Below are 21,011 nucleotides of genomic sequence, written 5' to 3'. Positions count from 1 at the left end.
TTCATTAGCAAAGGTAAACCATGGAGGTGATATATTAATATTTGCCATAAATATACCTCCTTAATTCTATATTATATTCTATGTATAGAAGTAACAAAATGTGCTACATATTAAATAAATGTAAAGTAAAAAGGAATATATATAAGTTATGCAGTTGATAACTTAATATATTCCAAATGTTAAGTATAACTAACTTTATAAATATTAACTATTTACATAAAAAGCTTTGCTATAAATATAATACCTCCTGAAAGAATGGCTGTTATTGGTATGGTAAGTACCCAAGCCCAAAGGATATTTTTAGCTATCCCCCATTTCACAGATTTAACGCTTTTAGATGCACCAACTCCCATTATTGTTGTGGTGATAATATGGGTTGTACTAACTGGAGCATGAAATAGGGTCGCAGTTAATATTACTGATGCTGCTCCTGTTTGTGCTGCAAATCCACTTACAGGTGTTAATTTAGCAACTCCACTCCCCATGGTTTTTATAATCCTCTTTCCGCCTATAGATGTACCAATTGCCATAGATAATGCACAAGCAACTATTACCCAGGTCGGAACTTCAAAAGTACTTATAAAACCACCACTTAGTAATGCCATTGTTATTATACCCATAGACTTTTGAGCATCATTACCACCATGATTTAATGCCATAAAGGCACCTGCAAAAACTTGAAGCTTTAAGAAAATTCTATTAATAATCTTAATTTTAAAAGGTTTTAGGATCCAATTTAAAATAACCATTAATATATACCCAACAACCAATCCTATGACTGGAGATAAAAATAACCATAATACAACACTATGAAAAAGATTGTACCAATTTACAACATTTAATGTACTAGTGTAAGCTATTCCACCGCCAACTAAAGCCCCAATTAATGCATGGGATGAGCTACTTGGAATAGCAAAATACCATGTAAGCAAGTTCCATACAATAGCAGATATAAGAACACACATTATAACCCATTGTGGTACAGAAGAATGATTAACAATATTATCACCAACTGTTTTAGCTACTGCTGTACTTGTAAAAGCACCAATAAAGTTACAAATAGCACAAATTGCAATTGCCTTATTAGGGGTAAGTGCTTTTGTTGTGATTGATGTAGCTACAGCTGTTGCAGTATCATGAAATCCATTTATAAAATCAAATATAAGAGTTAATATTACTATAAAAACTGTTATTATAATAGCGCTATGCATTTTTAATAACAACTCCCTCTACTATAGTAGCTACTCTTTCACAATAATCAATTGTGTCTTCAATAATTTGGTATATTTCCTTCCATTTCATTACAGTTAAGATATTCTCCTCTTTTTTGAATAACTCTGATACAGTTCTTCTAAATAACATATCAGCATCATGTTCGATGTTACTTACCTTAATTATTTTTTTCTCAATATCCTTTGATTTACACCCATTTGCTTTTAGCTCGTCCATCAATTCCATAAGTTCTTTAGTAATCTGTACCAACATATCACCTAAAAACTTTGACTCTTCTGTACTTTCTTTAATGTCAAACATTATAAACCTATGCATAGTTGAACTAATTAAATCTAATATTTTATGCATAACTTTCAGTATTTCATATATATCCTCTCTATCAATTGGAGTTATAAACGCTTCATTTAGTTCTTTAATTGCAATCCTTACTAATTCGTCTCCCTTTTTCTCAATATCTTCTGTTTTTATAACATCAATTTCTTTATTATGTAAAGAATCTAGATTCTCCCTCAAAATTATCGCAGCATCATTTACATTCTTGGCAGATTCGGAAATCATATCATAGAATTTATCTTCTTTTTGACTAAAATTTAACATATTCTATCTCTCCTTTAAATGTCTATATTATTATGTATTTATTTTCAAATCCTTTTAAGTATATTCTCTTTTTTTCTAAAATTAAACTATATTTAACCCTTTCATTATAAAATTAACTATAATTTAATATAGTTACCTTTTTGTTTATATTTTGTTTATTTAAATATAGTATTAAAATAATATAATTCAATAAAAAAGAGCAAAGAATATAAATTCTTGACTCTTTATACTATTATATTCTATTCCCATTTACGGCAAAATCACCATATCTTGTCCTTACTATTCCTGTTAACTTCCCGCCTTCTACCCTACCAGTAGCAGTGTACTGAATTCTCATCATAAGAATATTCATTTCCCCTGAAAATTGAAATTTATTCCCGCTAATTCTTCCACCATAAAATGGATTATTTCCACCTTTTGCGCTAATAACTCCGCTTAATTCATTATCTTTTGTACGAAAAAGAATTATTCCTCTCTCATTTCCCATAGGCGTATTTAAAACTATACTATATTTTCCATCCATAAATTTCTCCTTACTATAATCTATATTTTTTTATTCCAGTATGCATCTGCATCAGTTTCAAGTATTTTAAGCCTTTTATAGTAATCAGGAAATTCCATTAAATGAGCTAATGCAATTTTGCCAGTAAGAATTGGGTCGTTATTAGTAACATTTGTTTTAGGAACTCTACTTCCATGCTCTAACTCCACATTTACTCCTGCAGTAAATTCATCTAAGTCAAATTTTTCACTAGAAAAATCAATTTTGAAAGCCTTTGCTATTTTTTCTGCTTCCTCTCTTGTGAAAGAAACTTTACTTTTATCTCCTCTAAGTTTCATTATAATCCAATCACTATGCTTCATATCCCTACCATTTAGAATTAATTATCATCATTATTATATGATACCTCCTCTTTATATGGAACATATTTACTCAATAGACTTTTAATAAATTTGTCTAGGTAAGTAAATAATAATGTCAAAGGAGTGATTTATGTGGCAGGTATTGCAAGGAGAGGGTTTATTCCCTCTGATAGAACTGAATTTAATGATGATAATATTCGGCTTTTACAAGAAGCTAAGGTTGATATATGCAACTTGTTAGATAGGGGGTATAGTATAGATAAAACTATTGAATTTATAGGAAACCATTACCTTTTATCTTCAAGACAAAGACTAGCTTTAAAAAGATCTTTAGCCTCCTCTGATGATATTAAAAGAAGATTAAAGCATGAAGTTAGAGCCATTCCTAATGATATCACAATACATATAGACGCTTTAAATTTAATAATAACATTAGAAGTAGCTCTTTCTGGTTCTACCCTTTTACTTGGCATGGATGGAGCAATAAGGGATTTAGCTGGATTACGTGGAACTTATACACTAATTGATAAAACAGATATGGCTATTGACTTAATAGGGAAAAAACTATCTGAACTAAAAGTGAAAAAGGCTATATTCTACTTAGACTCACCGGTTTCTAATACTGGAAAATTAAAACTTAAAATTATAGAGCTACTTAGCAATCATAATTTTGAGCTTGAAGTAATACTAGTACAAAATGCAGACGTCATTTTAAATAAATTTGATAATGTTGTTACTAGTGATGGGATTATCTTGAATTCTTGTAAAAGTTGGATTAACCTTGGTTGGATGATTATAAGGGATGATATGCTTCAACTTTCATATGTAGATCTTAGGTATTAGAGGATAATTTTAAAATAATAGAAGCTACCTTATAAGGTAGCTTCTATTCAAATTAATATAGTTTTATAAACTCATCCAACAAAGAACTTGCATTCTTAGCTGCTATTGGTAAGAACTCTTCGTAAGACATGTCTGCTGTTCCATCTGCCTTATCTGATATTGAACGAAGTATTACGAATGGTATCTTATTTAAATGAGCAACTTGAGCCATAGCTGCACCTTCCATTTCTACTGCTGATACCTCTCCAAAGTTACTCTTTATTCTATCAGCAACAGGACCACCTGCAACGAATTGATCACCTGATGCAATACGTCCTTCTTTTATTGTTAGCCCAGAAATATTCTTAGCTGCATTCTTAGCAACTTCTCTCAACTTTTCATCAGCTTCAAAGAAAGTAATTCCTAAACGTGATATTTCTCCTAGTGGGTCTCCAAATACTGTTGTATCGAAATCATGTTGTACAGCATCAGTTGAGATAACAATATCCCCTTGATTTAACGCTGGATCCATCGTTCCCGCAACACCGGAATTTACTACAGCTGATGCATTGAATTTATCTACTAATATTTGTGTACAAGTCGCCATATTTACCTTTCCTACTCCTGAACGAACTAACACAACATCTTTATCATGAATTTTACCAGTATAGAACTCCATACCAGCAATTTCTACAGTTTCCTTAATATCCATCTTTTCTTTAAGTATTTCTACTTCTTCTTCCATTGCTCCTATTATTCCTAGTGTATTAGTACCTTCTTTATCATTTTTCCCAACACACCCTGCCAATAGGGATACAGATAATACAACAGCACCACAGATTGCTAATAATTTTTTCTTCATTTGTTTTCTCCTCTTCAGTTATATTGCGAATATTACTTAAATTTTTCGTTTGTTCATTCGCCTTACACTATTTTTATACCATATATTTAATAGGAATTCAACATTATTTTTCGTGTTTTATATATTCATAATGATTTATAGTAATCTTTGGAAAATTATTATGGATAATCACTATATTATACTAAGTTTAATAATTATTTTAAAATAAAGATATCTGTTCTTTTATATATTTTTTTCTATAAGCATCTATAATATCCCCCATATTGTAAATAAGCCCATATTTTTCACACTCATTTCTAAAAATACTCCATAACATCTTTGAGTTTTCTGATTCATACTCGTATCTCTCTCCATAAGTATTAATATATTTACTCGCCATTTTTGCATAGGGATAAATCTTCAATAATTGTTCGTAATAGTATTCCCTTTGATTTTGCCTTAATGTAACTCCCATACCATAAGCAAAAATGAATTTTGCTCCACTATAATATGCCCCTTTAACTATGTTTATTATGTTCTCAGCATTATCATTTATAAATGGGAGAACTGGCATTAATAATATACCAGTAAATATTCCATTATCACTTAGTTCTTTAATTGCTTTAAATCTCTCAGAAGTAGGCATTACATTTGGCTCAATTTTTTTGCATAATTCATCATCAAAGGTTGTTATTGTTATTTTTATTAAGACGGGCGAATGTTCTTTTATCTTTTTTAAGATATCAATATCCCTTGTAATTAAGGTGCTCTTTGTTGCTATTGAAATACCAAATTGCAATTTATTAACTTCTTCTAAGGCTGCTCTAGTTAGTTCTTCCTTCTTTTCAAATGGATTATATGGATCACTCATAGCACCTGTACCAATTACTCCTTTTCTTTTCTTTCCTTTTAATTCTTTTCTTATTATTTCAACTGCATTCTTCTTAGCTCTTACTCTATCAAAATCTTTAATTCTATAACATTCACTTCTTGAATCGCAATAGATACACCCATGATTACACCCCTTATATATGTTCATATTGTAATTAATCCCAAACCAAGGATTATCATCAATATACTTTGAAATTATAGTTTTCGAATAAATAAAATCCATGATCTTTTTTCCTTTAATACTTTTTCTTTTATTTTAGCAAAGGTATTAGGACAGCTATATGTCTTATATAAAATAATTAAATTAACCTTTAAATTGGTACAATCAAAATAAATGCAGCTTGAGTTGTATTTACCTATTTGCCTCCATTAAATTTAAGAAATGGAGTGTACTCATATCCTACTCCATAAAAATAATCATTTCTTTGGCTTTAAATTTATCTATTTTGATTTGATTAGATTTAGATATACATATTACTTAAAACAAAAGGAAACTAAATACATTTCTATATATTTAGCTTCCTTCTATATAAATATATGATAATCTATAATCCTTACATATAATCTTTTGTATCTGTTTTCATTCCCTTATTCTTAAGCTTAGCTTCTACTATTTCTTTGATGATTGTATAAATTACCGCAAATAATGGAACTCCTATTATCATACCTATAAATCCCAAGAATTTACCAGCTACTAATATTGAGAATAATATCCAGAATGCTGATATACCAATTGAATCTCCAAGTATTTTAGGTCCTATTATATTACCATCAATTTGTTGAATTATAAATATAATTAATAGGAACCATAATGCCTGTATAGGCGAAACGAATAATATAATTATAAAGGATGGAATAGCTCCTATAAATGGTCCAAAGAATGGTATTATATTTGTTATACCTATAATTACTGATATTAATAGTGTATAAGGCATTTTAAATATTGTTAGTACAATAAATGTTAAAACTCCTATTATAAATGAATCAATAATCTTTCCACTTAAGAATTTTCCAAAAGTATCATTACTTCTGTGAGTAAGCTCTAATATTCTATTCGCCCTAGTTTCCGAAAACATTGCATATGTCATCTTCTTGCTAATTCCATAGAACTTTTCTTTATCGATTAATAAGTATATAGATACTATCAACCCAATAACAATGTTCCAAATACTGGATGCTACTAAAGAAAGAACTCCTCCTAATACAGGAAGTAAATTAGTTGCAAATTTAATTACATAGTTAACAAATGAATTCAAGTTATCTGTAGCAAAGGTTAAATACTCTTCCCCTATCTCTAACTCTATCATAACCTTTTCTAATAACTTTGTAACATTGTTTATATAGCTAGGAATATCATTAACGAGTCCTATTATGCTTTGCAATAACTGAGGAAATACGAAATTCATAAATAAATATAAAATAAAAATTATTGTTACATATGTAAGTAGAATTCCAATACCTCTTTTAGATTTAATCCTTAGTTTCTTTAAAAAACTGTCTCTTATTACCTTATCCTCGTAGAATTTCAATACAAAATTGAACAAATACGCCATACCAAAACCTATAATTATAGGTTGTAATATTGTTACTACTACACTTATTTTGCTAGTAATGATATCTATCTGTGAAATTGCTAGATAGAATAAAATTATGGACGTTACTACTATAAAAGTGTACATAGCAATTGTATTATATTTTGTATTCCAATTAATCTTCATATTGCCCTCCTATGTTGTTTATTTTACTATCACTACTTTATTATACACGGTAAAGTAATTATAATGTTAATAATTTTTACTAATCCTAATAAAATGCTCATTAAAGAAAGACTAATACCAATTATTGTAATCAAAATTTTCAAGTGATATACTTATTATATACATAATATTACTATTTTGTATTATATAGTATATTATAGTGATATTAAATAATAGGAGGTATTATAATAATGAAAAGACAATATAAATCCTTTCTAAAAAAACACCTATCCCTTATAATTGTTGCTCTACTTACTTTAACCCTTTTACCAAGAATACCTATAAGTGCTACTACATCAACACCAGTTCCGAAGAATGTTTTAGTAGGATACTGGCATAACTTTGATAATGGTACAGGCTTTATCAGATTAAGGGATGTTTCTCCAAACTGGGATGTTATTAATATATCCTTCGGTGAACCTACCAACCAAACATCTGGCGATATAAAATTCACACCTTATAATATGACTGAGAGTGAATTTAAGGACGATGTTAAATACCTTCAATCAAAAGGCAAGAAAGTTCTTCTATCTATTGGTGGACAAAATGGTCATGTTTCTCTTCAAAATACTCAGACTAAGGATGTTTTTGTAAAATCAACATGTGAGATTATTGATCGCTATGGTCTTGATGGTCTAGATATAGATTTTGAAGGTGGCTCTCTTTATATGAATAGTGGTAATGATAGAGATTTTAAAAATCCAACAAGTCCTGTAATCGTTAATACAATAGCTGCATTAAAGGAAATAACAAAAAAATACGGTACAGATTTTCTTTTAACTATGGCCCCTGAAACTTTTTTTGTGCAACATGGTCGTAGATTCTATGGAGGTATTAACGCTAACGTAGATAATAGAGTTGGTGCTTATTTACCTGTTATCTATGCTCTAAGAAATGAATTAAGCTGGCTTCAAGTACAATTATATAACTCACCAGTTATTGAAGATAACAATGGTAAATCCCAATCCCCTGGCAACTCTGAATTTATTGTTGCATTAACAGATATGCTCTTAAATGGATTCTCTGTTAATGGTGGGGATGGTGGTTTCTTCCCAGCACTAAGAGAAGATCAAATTGTAGTTGGTGTTCCATCAAATCCTGGAGCCGCTGGTAGTGGGGTCCTTACAAATGATCAATATAAAGAAGCTCTTAATGCACTTTATTTTGGTGGCAAAGCTGGAAGCTATACTGTTAAAAAGCAACATCCAAACTTAAGAGGCATAATGGCTTGGTCTATAAATTGGGATAATTTTTATAAGAATAGTTTCAGTAATTATTTTAGGAACTACTTCGATACTTTACCTCCACCAATAATTTCCTTGCAAGCTGGTACAGTGGAAATAAGTGCTACAGATAAAAAAGATTACACTTTAAAAGCTACAGTTCCATCATATAATTCAGCGAACTACTATACAGTCTATGAAAACGATAAAGTCTTTGATTTTGGTCAATTAAAAGCTGGTAATGAAAATAATTTAGTTATTCAAAAAAATATTTATGATAAAGAGCCGGGAAACTATAGTTATAAAGTAGTGGTATCTGACTCTAAGAATGAATTAATTTCTAATGAAGTTCGAGTATCTATTAAGGATGAATTTGACCCTTCTGGATCAGGCGGAGGTGCTGGACCAGTTCCAAATAAAGTACTTGTAGGATATTGGCATAACTTTGATAATGGATCAGGTTTTGTTAGGCTTAAGGATGTACCAAATGAATGGGATGTAATTAATCTGTCCTTTGGAGAACCAACATCAGTTACATCAGGTGATATTAAATTTAAACCATACAACTATACTGATGAAGATTTTATAAAAGACGTTAAGTTGCTTCAAAGTAAAGGAAAAAAAATTACTCTATCTATTGGAGGACAAAATGGGCAGGTACAATTAATAAATAAAGCTGCTCGTGATAATTTTATAAGGTCTATTTCAGAAATAATTACAAAATATGGATTAGATGGATTGGATATTGATTTCGAAGGTCACTCCCTATATTTTCAAGAAGGTGATACAAACTATAAAAATCCTACTACTCCTGTTATAGTTAACCTAATTGATTCCCTTAAAGAGTTAACTAATAAATTCGGAGATGATTTCTTATTAACAATGGCCCCTGAAACATTTTTTGTTCAACTTGGTCATAGTGGCTATGGTTATAGTCCTAATGGGGCTGATCAACGTAGAGGCTCCTATTTACCCGTAATATACGCTTTAAGGGATAAAATTGATTGGATTCAGGTTCAATACTATAATTCTGGCCCTATTACTGGACCTGATGGACAATATAAAACTATGGGTAATGCAGACTTTTATGGTTGCTTAGCTGAGATGCTTTTAACTGGATTTACTGTGCCAGGTAATGATCCATTCCCTGCCCTAAGAGAAGATCAAGTTGTACTTGGTGTACCAGCTTGTACTTATGCTGGAAATGGATTTACAAGTCTTTCAACCATTCAAAGTGCTATGGATGCGTTAATTAAAGGTGGTACTGCTGGTAACTGGAAGATGTCTAAAGCTTATCCAAATCTTAGAGGTATAATGGCGTGGTCGATTAATTGGGATATGCGCACACAAAATCAATTTGCTCCTTTTTTTAGAAAATATTTAGATGATGTTTCTAAAACTATTATGTCACTAAAAGCACCAACTATTACTACAACAGAGCAAGTTAATGGTGAGTTTACTCTTAAAATAACTTTTCCAGCTAAAAATACTGCGATAAAATATAGTATTATGAAAGATAATGTATCAATACTTGATTCTACTATTAATGCTAGTGGTGATAACCCTGTTACTATAGAGAAAAAAATTTCAGTAAAAAATGAAAAGCCACGCTATGCAGACTTCCTTGTTACTGTTACAGATGATAAGAATCAGATTGCATCTTCAAATCACAGTTATGTTAAAATAATTAACGAAATGGCTAAACTTGATCTTAATGGTGATAATAAAGTTGATGCAAGAGATTTAGCTATTATTGCAGATAAATATAATATTTCAAGAGGGGATGTAGGTTATAATTTAAAATATGATATAAATAATGATGGTACTATCGATATATATGATTTTGTTACAATATCTAAATATTTAGCATCTTAGTATATAGATTCTTTAACTTAAAATTGATTGTTCTATTACTTTAAATAAAGCATAATAAAAAAAGAAATCCCTTTAAGGAAATAAGGGATTTCTTTTTCTTATCATTAAAATATTATATTTATAGTTTATTATGGGAGTTAATTACTTTTATAATGTTTATAATTTTTTCAGGAGTGTCATTTTTAAGTATGTATCCCTTAGCTCCAAATTTTATAGCTTTTTCTATACATTCATCTTCATTAAATGTTGTTAATGCTATTACCTTTGTCTTCGACTTTTCAGTTATATCTTTAGTAGCATCAACACCGTTTAGAATGGGCATTCTCACATCTAATAATGCTATATCAACCATGTTTTCAAGGCAATATTTAACTGCATCAACACCGTTATTAAAGGTTTTTAAGACCTCAAGTTCCTTATCTGTTCTTAAAATTATCCTTAGTCCTTCTGTTATCACCTGGTCATCATCAGCAAGTATAATTTTAATAGTCATTATTCCCCCTATTTCATTAGTGATTAAGTATTCTAGTAAAATAATTTCCCGAAAGTAATTATATCACTCATTAAATATTATTTCCTCTATAAAGTTTAATCTAGTTTTTTAATAATATGTCTATTATTATAGCTTATTCATAAAGTTTAGCATATATAAAATATAGCTACTTTACATAATCACAATTTCTGTTATTATGAATATAATAAAGTATGGACAATGATATTCAGTAATTACCTCCAAGTACAAAAATAAAGGAGATTTAATTTTGCAACCAATTAAATCTCCTTCTTTAATTACTATTTTACTCTTTTGCCTTTACCTCTTCTAAGTAGTCTTTTTTATTTACTAGATTTGATTCAAAACTCTTTACCGCACCCTTAGTAAAGTTTCCTACTTGAGCCATACTACTAAACTTTCCGCTAACATTTTTTCTACTCATATCCATCACTCCATAAAATATATTTTTCTTTTATAATATTATCTCTCATTCATTCATATTTTATAATGTATATTACTTTTAGGAGAATTATAATGAGACATTCAGACGATAATATATACTCTTTAAACTTACCTTATCCCCCAATTATTGTAGAAAAGAAAAATCCAAAATACATACCGCTACTTCTTCAGAATTACTCTGGAATGGTATCAGAGTTTACTGCTGTTTCACAATATGTTTATCATAAATTTAGACTTTTCGGTAATAACAGGAAGGTAGCAGATACTATTAGTGGTATTGCAATGGTTGAAATGCATCATCTTGCAATTTTAGGAGAATTAATTACCCAACTTGGTGGTGATCCGAAATACTGGATTAATAGAAAGAATAAAATGTACTATTGGGATGGGAAGTTTGTTGACTACGGTAGTAATTTAAAAGAATTCTTAACTTATGATATACAAGCTGAGGTTGCTGCTATTCGCCAGTATAAAGAAACTATAGTTAAAATATCCGATAAAAATATAGTGAATATTTTGGAAAGAATAATTTTAGATGAAGAACTTCATTTAAGATTATTTAAGGAATTGTACCAAGAGTTTGTTAACGAATAAAAAAGCCAAAGTATTTTAGACTTTTTATATAGAAAAAGGTGGCCAAGCCACCTTTTACTTTTTCCTATTTCTTCTATATAACCAAACTCCAATACCAACTGCTGTTGCTCCAATAATTGCTGCTCCAACCTGGGCTAATAAAAAGAAATCCTTGTATTCATCGTATACACTTACTTTGTAAGACTCATCATATTTATATGATGAACCTTGTAATTTCCTTGAAATATAATAAGTTGTCATAAATCTTTCTTTGGAAAAATTTATATCTAAGGCTCCTATTAATTCTTCTAGGTATTCATTAGTCCACTTTTTAGGATCTGGAATTAACTTATCATTATTATGTTCTTCAAAAACACCATATGTAATAGCAAGGTCAATAGCATCCTTGAATACTTCATGAGGATAATTCGTACTTAATAATTTAGTTTTCATTAACCTACGAGCTTTTTCTATATCTTTCTCACTTATTGCCACTTTTAGTTCATCTATCATAATGTCCCCTCCCATCCCTCTTTACCATAATTATCTATTTACTTTATTTTAACACCTTTTTATATCATCTTCACCCAATATTATTATTTTTAAGAATATTTTAATATTAAAGACTATATAAGTGTTCTTGTTCTTAGTTAAATCTTTCCTAGAAAGACTATTAGGATTTGAATTAATCAACTATTAACTATTTCACCACCATTTACATGTATAGTTTCTCCTGTAATATATGAAGCTCCTTGGCTTCCTAAGAATACATAAGCCTCTGCCAGTTCAACTGGTTGACCAGCTCTTTTAAAGGCAGTCTTTGCTCCAAAACTTAGTATCTCTTGTTCAGTAAAAGAAGATGGAATAAGTGGTGTCCATATTGGTCCTGGTGCTACTGCATTGACCCTAATGCCTTTAGGCGCAACATTTAATGCTAAAGAACGTGTAAGTGTTGTAAGTGCTCCTTTTGTTGCTGAATAATCAAGTAAAGTTTCATGACCATTATAGGCAGTTATGGAGGTAGTAATTATAATTGATGCTCCTTCTTTTAAATGTGTCATAGAAGCTTTAATTATAAAAATTGGGCCATATATATTAGTTTTAAAAGTTCTGTCTAATTGCTCATAAGTTAGATCTTCTATTTTTTGAACAGGATGTTGTTCTCCTGCATTACTTACAAGTATATCAATTTTAGAAAAACTACTAACAACTTTTTCTATAGCAGAAATACAGAAAGTCTCATCACCTATATCTCCTTTAATCAATATGCATTCTCCACCCTTGGCATCTATAAGTTTTTTGGTAGCTTCTGCATCACTATCTTCATTTAAATATAATATTGCAACCTTAGCTCCTTCCCTAGCATAAGCTAATGAAACTGCTTTTCCAATCCCACTATCTCCTCCAGTTATTACAGCTACCTTATCCTTTAACCTACCTGCATTAAAAGAGTATTCTTCATGTTCAAATACTGGTGGTGGATTCATATCACTCTCAATACCTGGCTGTGTATTTTGCTTCTGTGCTGGAAAACTTTTAGGAAATGTTTTTTCTATCATTTTATCACCTCTTAGATTAAATTCCTTTTTAGTTTGCACAAAAATCTCCATAAAAAAACCACTACATTATTTGTAGTGGTTAAAATTCACTCTTAGTCATCTGCTACATTTTTGTTATTATAGGAATAAACATTATATTCTTGCCATATTCCTTCTAAATTATTAAATATATCTGATATATTCTCTTTCTCTCTCATTCCTACTGCGATAATTAAAGCATTAACTACAGAAAGAGGTGCAACTAAAGAGTCAACAAAGGATGCCATATTACTTTGTGCAATTAAACTATAATCAGCCTTTGCTGCAAGAGGTGATAGTAAACTATCTGTAATAGCCACTACATCTGCTCCCCTTCCCTTTGCAAAATCTAAAACATCTATAGTCTTAGCAGCATATCTTGGGAATCCTATACCAATAACCAAATCTCCCTCATGTACATTAATCATTTGCTCAAATATATCTGAAATACCATAACTAACAATTCTAACATTTTGCAGTATTATATTAAGATAGAATCCTAAGAATTCCGCAATTGCTGTTGAACTTCTTAGTCCTATTATATAGATATTCTTTGCTTCAAAAATTGTATTTAATACATCCTCAAATGTATATGGATTAATTTTTTCAAGTGTTGCTCTAATATTCTCCATATCAGCCTTAAGTACTCCCTTAAGTGCGTCCCCATCTGAAATAAAGTCATTAGATAATTCTAATCTTTGTACTGTGGTTAACTTATTCTTAATTAATTCTTGCAAGGCCTTTTGTAGCTTCGGATAGCCTGAAAATCCTAATTCATTAGCAAATCTTACCACAGTAGATTCTGAAACCCCAACAGATGTTCCAAGTTTAGCCGCTGTCATAAAGGCAGCCTTATCATAATTTTTTAATATGTATTCCGCGATTAATTTTTGCCCTTTGCTTAGTCTTGGAAACTTAACTTGAATTAATCTCATTAAGTCCTTACCTTGCTGCTGTAGTTCATTATCCATCATTATCCATCCCATCATCAAAAAAATAATTTTCTCAATTTGCAATTTAATTTTACCATCATATTCATACTTATTCAATAAATAATTAATTATTTAATCACTAATATTAGTAATTTAATTATAAATTTAAACTCACTTTTTCTCCACTACTACAAGAATAGGAGGATTATTACTACGGTTTAGAAAACTATGTAGCATCACTCCATACTTAGATTTACTTAAACTTTCTACATAGGATAAAATGCAAGATTCTTCTTCTTTACCTTCATTATGACCCCTATAAATACAAATCGTCATTATCCCACCAGACCTTAGTATGTCCAGTCCTACTTTAATACTTTCTAGAGATGTTTCATGGAAAGTTGTTATCTCCTTGTTTCCTCCTGGCAAAAATCCTAAATTATACATAATACAATCTACCGGCTCTGAAATATATTCCTTGAATAGATGGTGCGAAGCATTAATAACATTAACATTTGATGGCTTACTTTCAATATATTTATCACAAGGTTCCTTTTGTATGTCAAAAGTATAAACCTTACTAAAATTTTCAGCTAAAAAATCTGTATCATAGCCATTTCCTAAGGTTCCGTCAATGGCTATTTCCTTATTCTCTAAAAACCTTCGAATTATGTGATGAGATATTAAACTAATATCTCCTACGTACTTAAACATATAATCTTTACACCTCTCTTATAAAGTATTTATATAGTCTAGTTCTTCTTTTGTAAGGTCTCTATATTGACCTCTTCTTAATGTTCCAAGCTTTATATCTCCTACCGATACCCTCTTTAGAGCTAATACATTATGATTTAAAGCTGCACACATTTTTCTTATTTGCCTATTCTTCCCTTCATGAATGCCTATTTCTACTGTAGATTTATTATCTTCAAATTTAATGACCTTTATATGAGCAGGTGCTGTTATATATCCACCGATATCAATACCATTCTTAAACTTTTCTATTTCAGACTTTTTAAACTCCCCGCTTACTACGGCAATATACTTTTTCATTATTTCCACCCTTGGATGAATAATCTTATTATATATATCACCGTCATTTGTCAGTAAAAGTAATCCTGAACTATCATAATCTAACCTTCCTATTGGATATATTCTTTCCTCTACTTTAACTAAGTCTACAACTGTTGGTCTGTCTTTTTCATCCTTTACTGATGTTATGTAACCCTCTGGCTTATTTAGCATAATATAAAGTTTTTTTTCTTCTGGCCTTATTAATTGTCCATTATATTCAACCTTATCTATATTAGAATTTACTTTTGTTCCTAATTCCTTAACTATTTTTCCATTTACTTTTACCTTACCAGCTAATATTAATTCCTCACATTTTCTTCTTGATGCTATCCCACAGCTAGCCATGAATTTCTGTAATCTTTCTTCCATTATTTATCACTCCATATGTATATTCAAATTGATTATATATCTATGTTTTATAAATATCAAATATTTCAATTAGAATTTACTATGCTTTCTCTAAAAATCCTCTACAATTAATTTAAAATTAAAGGGCACCTAAATTAAGGTGCCCTTCAGAGTTTTCTAGAAAAATCCGCCGCAGCCGCCGAAGCCTCCAAAACCTCCAAAACCGAATCCGCCGAATAATAAAAGGATTAAGATAATTGGAAATCCACCACCGAAACCGCAGTTTCCGAAGCCTCTTCCTCCACAATTATTGAATCCACCACAATTATTATTGCAACCACGATTACAACATCTGTTGTTTCTGCTACAACCGCAGCAATTGTTACTTCTACAACAATTATTTGACATAGTATATCAACTCCTATTCTTTAGATTAATATATTGTATTCTCAAGAATAGAATTTGGTTCTATTTATAGATTATATTTTACATAAATCTTCATTATTATATAAATTTATTAATAAGCTTTCTTAAATTTTTTTGTAAATATGTTGAAACCCATATTGAAAATCCAATGGTTAAAATAACAATAATTACTCCAACTAAATTATTAATATTTAAGCCTTTTTGAATATAATTCCTTTGAATATACTCCCTTAATATTCTAGATATAAAAGTAAATATTATAGTATATGAAATTATCCATAATGTTACCTTTTCAACTATAGGGAATGTAAAGAACTTATTCATTTTATTTATTGTTGTCCTTTTATTTATGAACCAACCTAAGATGAATAATCCTATACTAACTATAATGACCAATAGTATTATTAGAATTAAGTCCTTATAATAATTTCCATTAACTACTTCATTACCCCAAAGAAAAATCTTCGATACTAATGTTGAAATGTTATTTACTACATTCTCTATTTTAATAAATATATTTTTTAAAATACCTTTTTCTATAAATAACCAAATAAATCTACTATGATCCATTAAATTTATTAACAGTATAGTTGGCATAAGATACATTGAAATAATTGCAACTATTATATTTGAGAAAAGCATATCCATAAAGGTTAAATAGGATATAAAACCAAGACCTGCTACTGTTATTCTTAGAATATCTACAAATAGTGTCTGCCAATAACTACTTGCATACACTAATAACTCTCTTTCCTTGTAATATAAGCATAAAGTAACATAAATATATATAATTACTAATAAGAATAAAGTACCTATTAATACCATAAGCTCATTTTTCTTTATTTCTTCCTTTGTAAATGGCCCACTAGTAAGAAAGGTTTTTGTATTTCGCTTATTAAAACCTGTAGTAAGTACATATACTCCAAAAAGTATTAAACATGTCATTAGCAAAGCATTACTATTATCAAGAATTAATTTGTCTAAGACCATTGATCCAATTTGACTTCTAAGTAGCTCAATTCTATTATCTAAACTTCCTTTAACTATTAAGAAAAAGAAGAAAGCTCCACCAAATATTGCCCATTTTCCAGTATATATAGATTGATATAGTAGGGCCTTATTATATAATTTCTTCATTTTGCTCCCCCTTATCTACTTTGTATATAAATATATCCTCTAAACTAAGATCTATTTCTTCAATAAATAATGGGTTAAACCTATTAATCTCAGCTATGAATTCTTCACTATAATTATCAGTTATTATTGTAAATACCCTACCAATTCTCGACATCTTAAAAATTCCCTTTATATTTAGATCCTCTTCATATACTGGTGCTTCAAAGGCCACTTGAATTTTCTTTATTTTATTCTTCATATCTTCTAATGTATTTTCATAAGAAACTTCCCCACCATCTATAATAGCAACATCATCACATATTCTCTCTAGCTCATTTAAATGATGTGAGCTTATAATTATTGTAACCTTTCTCTCGGCAACTTCATTTACAATAAGCTTTAAAAGTTTATTTTTAAGTATTGGATCTAGCCCAGATGTAGGTTCATCAAGTATTAGATAATCTGCCTCCTGAGCAAAAGCAACCATTAAGGCAACTCTCATTTTCATACCTTTAGATAATTGATAAAATCTTTTTTTCAAGGGAATATTAAAAGTATTATTTATTGTATGAAACTTTTCTTCGTTAAAATTATCATAAGCAAGCTTATAATATTTTATTATATCTTTTACAGTGAAGCTTGAAAAAAAGTTGTTTTCATCAGCAACATATGCTACTCTTTTTTTTACCTTTGGGTTTTCATAAATCTCTTCACCATCATAAAGTACTTGTCCACTTGTAACTTTATAAATACCTGTAAGACATTTAATTAATGTAGTCTTACCAACTCCATTAGGTCCTATAAGACCATATATTTTACCTTCAGCTATATTTATATTAATATTACGTAATATTTCCTTATCATCTAACTGTAAAGAAAGTTCTTTAATCTCTAACATTATCTTGTACCTCCAGATCTACATACACTTCTTTTTCTAATTTTATTATATCTTCAAGAGTTAAATCTAGTTTTATTGCATTAAGTAATATATTAGTTATCTCACTCCTAAGGTTATCTATATTTATACTCTTAACTATATCTTGCGCATCTTTCTTTATGAAGGTACCTTTTCCTTTTAAAGTTTGAATTAACCCTTCTTTTTCTAATTGATTATATGCCTTGCTTATTGTATTTGGATTAACAGTTAAATTGCAAGCCAGTTCTCTTACTGATGGAAGCTTATCCCCATCACGCAATACTTTTCTAAAAATCAGATCCTTTAATCCTGATTGAATTTGCTCATATATTGGAGTGCTACTATTACTGTTCACTTGTATCATACTCTTCACCTAATTCAAATGTATCATACATAACGTAATCAATCACCCAACCTTCCCCTTCATCAATAAGCACTACATTCATGTTAATTCCACAAATTTCATTTGTCATATTCCATTGTGCAGGGTATTCTCTGTATGCCTTCCCGGTTAAGGGAATAGCCTCTATCTTATCTGATTTATTTACCTTCTCTAAATTTTCTAATCTTTTTAAATAATCAGCTGATATTTTTTTCTTTTCCTCTTCATTGTTAATATTCTCGTTAACTTTTAAATCTAATCTTGAAAAATTAATTCCCGATTCTGTTAAACGCTTCCTTTGAGACAAACATTCTTTAAAGGCATCACTATATACTAACTCTGAACTAAAATTACTATTATCAAAAGCTGATAATATTTCATTGTTCAATACATCTATAACCTCATTTTTACTTTTATAATGAACTTTTTTTTGATATATATCTTTACTTCCTGTACAAAGCATTATAGTTGCCACTATAAATGTCCCTGCTATAGCTATTATCATTCCCCTCTTCACAAAAAAACCTCCCAAAAAAATAAAGTGTACTATATGTATTAGTACACTTTAATTGTATATTCCATCCAGTAATATTACAATTAATATTATCTTATCATTTCTTAATTATTTCTTAACATAATCTTTTTTCTTGTCTTCCTTTTCCTTTAATAGATTTTCTATTACGCACAAATCATCTAATTTCCTTAGAAGTTTTTTATAAGAAGGTCTAATATAATCATTTTTGTATAATTCATCATAGGAAATTTTATCAGCATCTACCTTTAAAACCATTATATAATCCTCACCATATATTTTATATAATATTGAATTAAACCCTAGCTTTACTTTTTCATAAGCTTCCTTATCTCCTATGCTCCAACTATAGATATCCCTATTTACTTTTTCAATTATTCCATATAATTGATACAGATAACTTAATTCCTTTAAATCATATTTATCGCTTAAGGATGCAACTGCTGATGAATACTCCCGATTTATTGGTAGTAAATATAAATAACTTTTATCCTGGCTCTTATTTTGAAGACTTCTTATACTTTGGAATAAAGCTGTTGCAATATCTAACCTTATTACATTTGCATTGTTACATACTGCTTTTACTCTATAGTGTTCTTCATACTTCCTGTTTTCTTCCATAATCTTATATTCTTCCTGCATTCTTCTCTGATGCATATTTCTATTTATTATCCAACTAAATAATGCCCCAACCAAGGAACCAGCTAAAATAGATATTGCTCCAATAATTGATGTGATAACTTGTATTGGCATAGTTTCACCCCTTTTAATAATGTCACAATTTTATTATGCACATTATTAAATGGATAATACTATACTCTAAGAACCTTATTCTTCCATATATTCCTTCTCAATCTGGTTTATATAGCAGTCCTCTGAACAATAAAGCTTTTGTGTATTATTATCATAGTAATAACTATCTTCAATAACCTTATTACAACCAATACAATATACTACTTCATCTTCATCTTCATTTTCATTATTAAAGATTTTAAAACCTAACATCAAAGCCCTCCTGCTCCTCAAATTCTTTATATACTTTCTCTAATTCATTTTTCGTTTCTTCTTCTAAATTCTTTAATTCTAATATAGCCTTGATTCTTTCTTTATCTATTCTATTATTTAAGGGCTCCTCCCATCTTTTTATAACATTAATTGCATTGATAAATAAATTTCCGTTATTGGATGAAAGCCCTATGTCGATAATACCATCATAAGTGTTACTTTTTTCAACTTTGCTATTAAAGAGTCTTAATAAAGAAATATACTCAGAGCAGTCAATTGTAGGATATTTTATATCAACTATATCTGCTTTATTTAAAAATATATTTAAGGCTAAATTAATCTGATTATCCTTACCTAAATCTATAAGATAACAAAAATATCTCCAGTTTAAGCAATCATCCTTATTTGCTATAGAATATACACTATCCCATATATCAATCCTGCACATCCTACTGACTCGTACAATATTATCATATTCTTTTTCATTGCAACATCCCAACTCCTTAATAATACATAACTTCCATTTTTCATCTTTTATTGCTTTATATATTATTCTCCTAAGATTAAGAATATCCTTTTGATTTGATCCATTTTTTTCCAAATACTCTTTATTTTTAATATCACTAATAAAAATATATATCCTTCCAAGGGTTAATAAAAAAATAGATATTAACATACTATTATTCCTTAATCTACTTATAGCATGTTTAACGTATTCATTTATAAATTCACTACCCTTTTTATAATGATATATTTCTTTACTTTTTAAAAAATATATCATTAACTTTGATACTGCTATAAATTCCTTATCACTTATATAATCTTTCCCTATAAATAGATTTGCCTTATTAATAGCATTCATATCCTTATTCATTACATTCACTCGTTTAGCTGGCATTATTTTTCTCTTATTTCCCCTTTTTTCTTAGTTTTTTATTTTTCATTACCTTATATTAAATATATTTATTTACTATAAACTTATTCCTTAATATTTTCACAGGACTAACAGTCCTTCACAGCTTATCTAAAAATGATATAAAGCTTATTATTAAGATAAAAAAAAAGCTGAATT

General features: G+C 29.3%; 25 protein-coding genes. 3 read left to right on the top strand and 22 right to left on the bottom strand.

Annotated features, from left to right (window positions below):
• Positions 1 to 212: 212 nt before the first annotated feature.
• The 4 genes from ACSYT2_RS06305 to ACSYT2_RS06290 form a co-directional block, all read right to left on the bottom strand.
• Positions 213 to 1,211: an inorganic phosphate transporter gene (locus tag ACSYT2_RS06305; protein ID WP_438384208.1), complete on the bottom strand. Its 999-nt coding sequence runs from the start codon at positions 1,209 to 1,211 to the stop codon at positions 213 to 215.
• A complete protein-coding gene (locus ACSYT2_RS06300) occupies positions 1,204 to 1,830 on the bottom strand; it encodes a DUF47 domain-containing protein (RefSeq protein WP_438384205.1) in 627 nt (208 codons plus the stop codon). The genes ACSYT2_RS06305 and ACSYT2_RS06300 overlap by 8 nt, the downstream gene beginning before the upstream one ends.
• Positions 1,831 to 2,062: 232 nt before the next feature.
• Complete coding sequence (locus tag ACSYT2_RS06295) at positions 2,063 to 2,353, bottom strand: hypothetical protein (RefSeq protein WP_438384204.1); 291 nt, start codon at positions 2,351 to 2,353, stop codon at positions 2,063 to 2,065.
• A gap of 20 nt (positions 2,354 to 2,373) precedes the next feature.
• Positions 2,374 to 2,694 (bottom strand): DUF5661 family protein, encoded by a 321-nt coding sequence (locus ACSYT2_RS06290; RefSeq protein WP_438384201.1) that lies wholly within the window; start codon positions 2,692 to 2,694, stop codon positions 2,374 to 2,376.
• Between the two features lie 132 nt (positions 2,695 to 2,826).
• On the opposite strand from ACSYT2_RS06290, the gene ACSYT2_RS06285 reads away from it, so the two are divergent.
• Positions 2,827 to 3,537, top strand: a complete 711-nt coding sequence (locus ACSYT2_RS06285; RefSeq protein ID WP_438384199.1) for a DUF434 domain-containing protein — start codon at positions 2,827 to 2,829, stop codon at positions 3,535 to 3,537.
• A gap of 52 nt (positions 3,538 to 3,589) precedes the next feature.
• Here ACSYT2_RS06285 and ACSYT2_RS06280 read toward each other — a convergent pair whose 3' ends face one another.
• The 3 genes from ACSYT2_RS06280 to ACSYT2_RS06270 all read right to left on the bottom strand — a co-directional run bounded on the left by ACSYT2_RS06280 (position 3,590) and on the right by ACSYT2_RS06270 (position 6,966).
• Positions 3,590 to 4,378, bottom strand: a complete 789-nt coding sequence (locus ACSYT2_RS06280) for a 5'-methylthioadenosine/adenosylhomocysteine nucleosidase (RefSeq protein WP_438384197.1) — start codon at positions 4,376 to 4,378, stop codon at positions 3,590 to 3,592.
• A 199-nt stretch (positions 4,379 to 4,577) separates the two neighbouring features.
• A complete protein-coding gene (locus ACSYT2_RS06275; RefSeq protein WP_438384196.1) occupies positions 4,578 to 5,471 on the bottom strand; it encodes an SPL family radical SAM protein in 894 nt (297 codons plus the stop codon).
• A gap of 331 nt (positions 5,472 to 5,802) precedes the next feature.
• Positions 5,803 to 6,966, bottom strand: a complete 1,164-nt coding sequence (locus ACSYT2_RS06270) for an AI-2E family transporter (RefSeq protein ID WP_438384194.1) — start codon at positions 6,964 to 6,966, stop codon at positions 5,803 to 5,805.
• 230 nt (positions 6,967 to 7,196) lie between these two features.
• On the opposite strand from ACSYT2_RS06270, the gene ACSYT2_RS06265 reads away from it, so the two are divergent.
• On the top strand, positions 7,197 to 10,103 hold the full coding sequence (locus tag ACSYT2_RS06265) for a glycosyl hydrolase family 18 protein (protein WP_438384192.1): 2,907 nt from the start codon (positions 7,197 to 7,199) through the stop codon (positions 10,101 to 10,103).
• Between the two features lie 118 nt (positions 10,104 to 10,221).
• Here the strand turns inward: ACSYT2_RS06265 and ACSYT2_RS06260 are convergent, their stop codons facing one another.
• Both ACSYT2_RS06260 and ACSYT2_RS06255 read right to left on the bottom strand, forming a co-directional pair.
• Positions 10,222 to 10,596 (bottom strand): response regulator, encoded by a 375-nt coding sequence (locus ACSYT2_RS06260; protein WP_430856324.1) that lies wholly within the window; start codon positions 10,594 to 10,596, stop codon positions 10,222 to 10,224.
• Between the two features lie 304 nt (positions 10,597 to 10,900).
• Positions 10,901 to 11,038: a hypothetical protein gene (locus ACSYT2_RS06255; RefSeq protein ID WP_430856323.1), complete on the bottom strand. Its 138-nt coding sequence runs from the start codon at positions 11,036 to 11,038 to the stop codon at positions 10,901 to 10,903.
• A gap of 92 nt (positions 11,039 to 11,130) precedes the next feature.
• Between ACSYT2_RS06255 and ACSYT2_RS06250 the strand changes: the two genes are divergently transcribed.
• Positions 11,131 to 11,652 (top strand): ferritin-like domain-containing protein, encoded by a 522-nt coding sequence (locus ACSYT2_RS06250; protein ID WP_430856322.1) that lies wholly within the window; start codon positions 11,131 to 11,133, stop codon positions 11,650 to 11,652.
• A 54-nt stretch (positions 11,653 to 11,706) separates the two neighbouring features.
• On the opposite strand, the gene ACSYT2_RS06245 is transcribed toward ACSYT2_RS06250, so the two are convergent.
• From ACSYT2_RS06245 to ACSYT2_RS06185, 13 genes are all read right to left on the bottom strand, one after another.
• Positions 11,707 to 12,144 carry a hypothetical protein gene (locus ACSYT2_RS06245; RefSeq protein ID WP_430856321.1) on the bottom strand — a complete coding sequence of 146 codons (438 nt, stop codon included), beginning with the start codon at positions 12,142 to 12,144 and terminating at the stop codon, positions 11,707 to 11,709.
• A 176-nt stretch (positions 12,145 to 12,320) separates the two neighbouring features.
• Positions 12,321 to 13,190, bottom strand: a complete 870-nt coding sequence (locus ACSYT2_RS06240; protein WP_438385004.1) for an SDR family oxidoreductase — start codon at positions 13,188 to 13,190, stop codon at positions 12,321 to 12,323.
• 92 nt (positions 13,191 to 13,282) lie between these two features.
• A complete protein-coding gene (locus ACSYT2_RS06235) occupies positions 13,283 to 14,179 on the bottom strand; it encodes a MurR/RpiR family transcriptional regulator (protein ID WP_430856690.1) in 897 nt (298 codons plus the stop codon).
• A 132-nt stretch (positions 14,180 to 14,311) separates the two neighbouring features.
• Positions 14,312 to 14,854: a tRNA 5-(aminomethyl)-2-thiouridylate-methyltransferase MnmM gene (gene mnmM, locus ACSYT2_RS06230; RefSeq protein ID WP_438384189.1), complete on the bottom strand. Its 543-nt coding sequence runs from the start codon at positions 14,852 to 14,854 to the stop codon at positions 14,312 to 14,314.
• Positions 14,855 to 14,872: 18 nt separating this feature from the next.
• Positions 14,873 to 15,583 carry a pseudouridine synthase gene (locus ACSYT2_RS06225; protein ID WP_430856319.1) on the bottom strand — a complete coding sequence of 237 codons (711 nt, stop codon included), beginning with the start codon at positions 15,581 to 15,583 and terminating at the stop codon, positions 14,873 to 14,875.
• Positions 15,584 to 15,739: 156 nt separating this feature from the next.
• On the bottom strand, positions 15,740 to 15,970 hold the full coding sequence (locus tag ACSYT2_RS06220) for a hypothetical protein (protein ID WP_438384187.1): 231 nt from the start codon (positions 15,968 to 15,970) through the stop codon (positions 15,740 to 15,742).
• 96 nt (positions 15,971 to 16,066) lie between these two features.
• Positions 16,067 to 17,125, bottom strand: coding sequence for a hypothetical protein (locus tag ACSYT2_RS06215; protein ID WP_438384186.1), 1,059 nt, complete (start codon positions 17,123 to 17,125; stop codon positions 16,067 to 16,069).
• A complete protein-coding gene (locus ACSYT2_RS06210) occupies positions 17,109 to 18,002 on the bottom strand; it encodes an ABC transporter ATP-binding protein (protein ID WP_438384184.1) in 894 nt (297 codons plus the stop codon). The genes ACSYT2_RS06215 and ACSYT2_RS06210 overlap by 17 nt, the downstream gene beginning before the upstream one ends.
• Positions 17,989 to 18,384: a GntR family transcriptional regulator gene (locus tag ACSYT2_RS06205; protein WP_430856316.1), complete on the bottom strand. Its 396-nt coding sequence runs from the start codon at positions 18,382 to 18,384 to the stop codon at positions 17,989 to 17,991. Before ACSYT2_RS06205 ends, ACSYT2_RS06210 begins: the two co-directional genes overlap by 14 nt.
• Positions 18,365 to 18,919, bottom strand: coding sequence for a hypothetical protein (locus ACSYT2_RS06200; protein WP_438384183.1), 555 nt, complete (start codon positions 18,917 to 18,919; stop codon positions 18,365 to 18,367). Before ACSYT2_RS06200 ends, ACSYT2_RS06205 begins: the two co-directional genes overlap by 20 nt.
• 105 nt (positions 18,920 to 19,024) lie before the next feature.
• Positions 19,025 to 19,687 carry a hypothetical protein gene (locus ACSYT2_RS06195; RefSeq protein WP_438384181.1) on the bottom strand — a complete coding sequence of 221 codons (663 nt, stop codon included), beginning with the start codon at positions 19,685 to 19,687 and terminating at the stop codon, positions 19,025 to 19,027.
• A gap of 75 nt (positions 19,688 to 19,762) precedes the next feature.
• The gene (locus ACSYT2_RS06190) at positions 19,763 to 19,939 is read right to left on the bottom strand and encodes a hypothetical protein (protein ID WP_430856313.1); all 177 of its coding nucleotides are present in this window, start codon (positions 19,937 to 19,939) and stop codon (positions 19,763 to 19,765) included.
• Entirely contained in the window at positions 19,926 to 20,837 is a 912-nt protein-coding gene (locus ACSYT2_RS06185) for a hypothetical protein (protein ID WP_438384179.1), read from the bottom strand. The genes ACSYT2_RS06190 and ACSYT2_RS06185 overlap by 14 nt, the downstream gene beginning before the upstream one ends.
• Positions 20,838 to 21,011 lie beyond the last annotated feature (174 nt).

The organism is Clostridium zhoujianii, assembly GCF_051590805.1.
Taxonomy (GTDB): Bacteria; Bacillota; Clostridia; order Clostridiales; family Clostridiaceae; genus Clostridium.
This window is presented reverse-complemented; position numbering and strand designations above follow the sequence as displayed.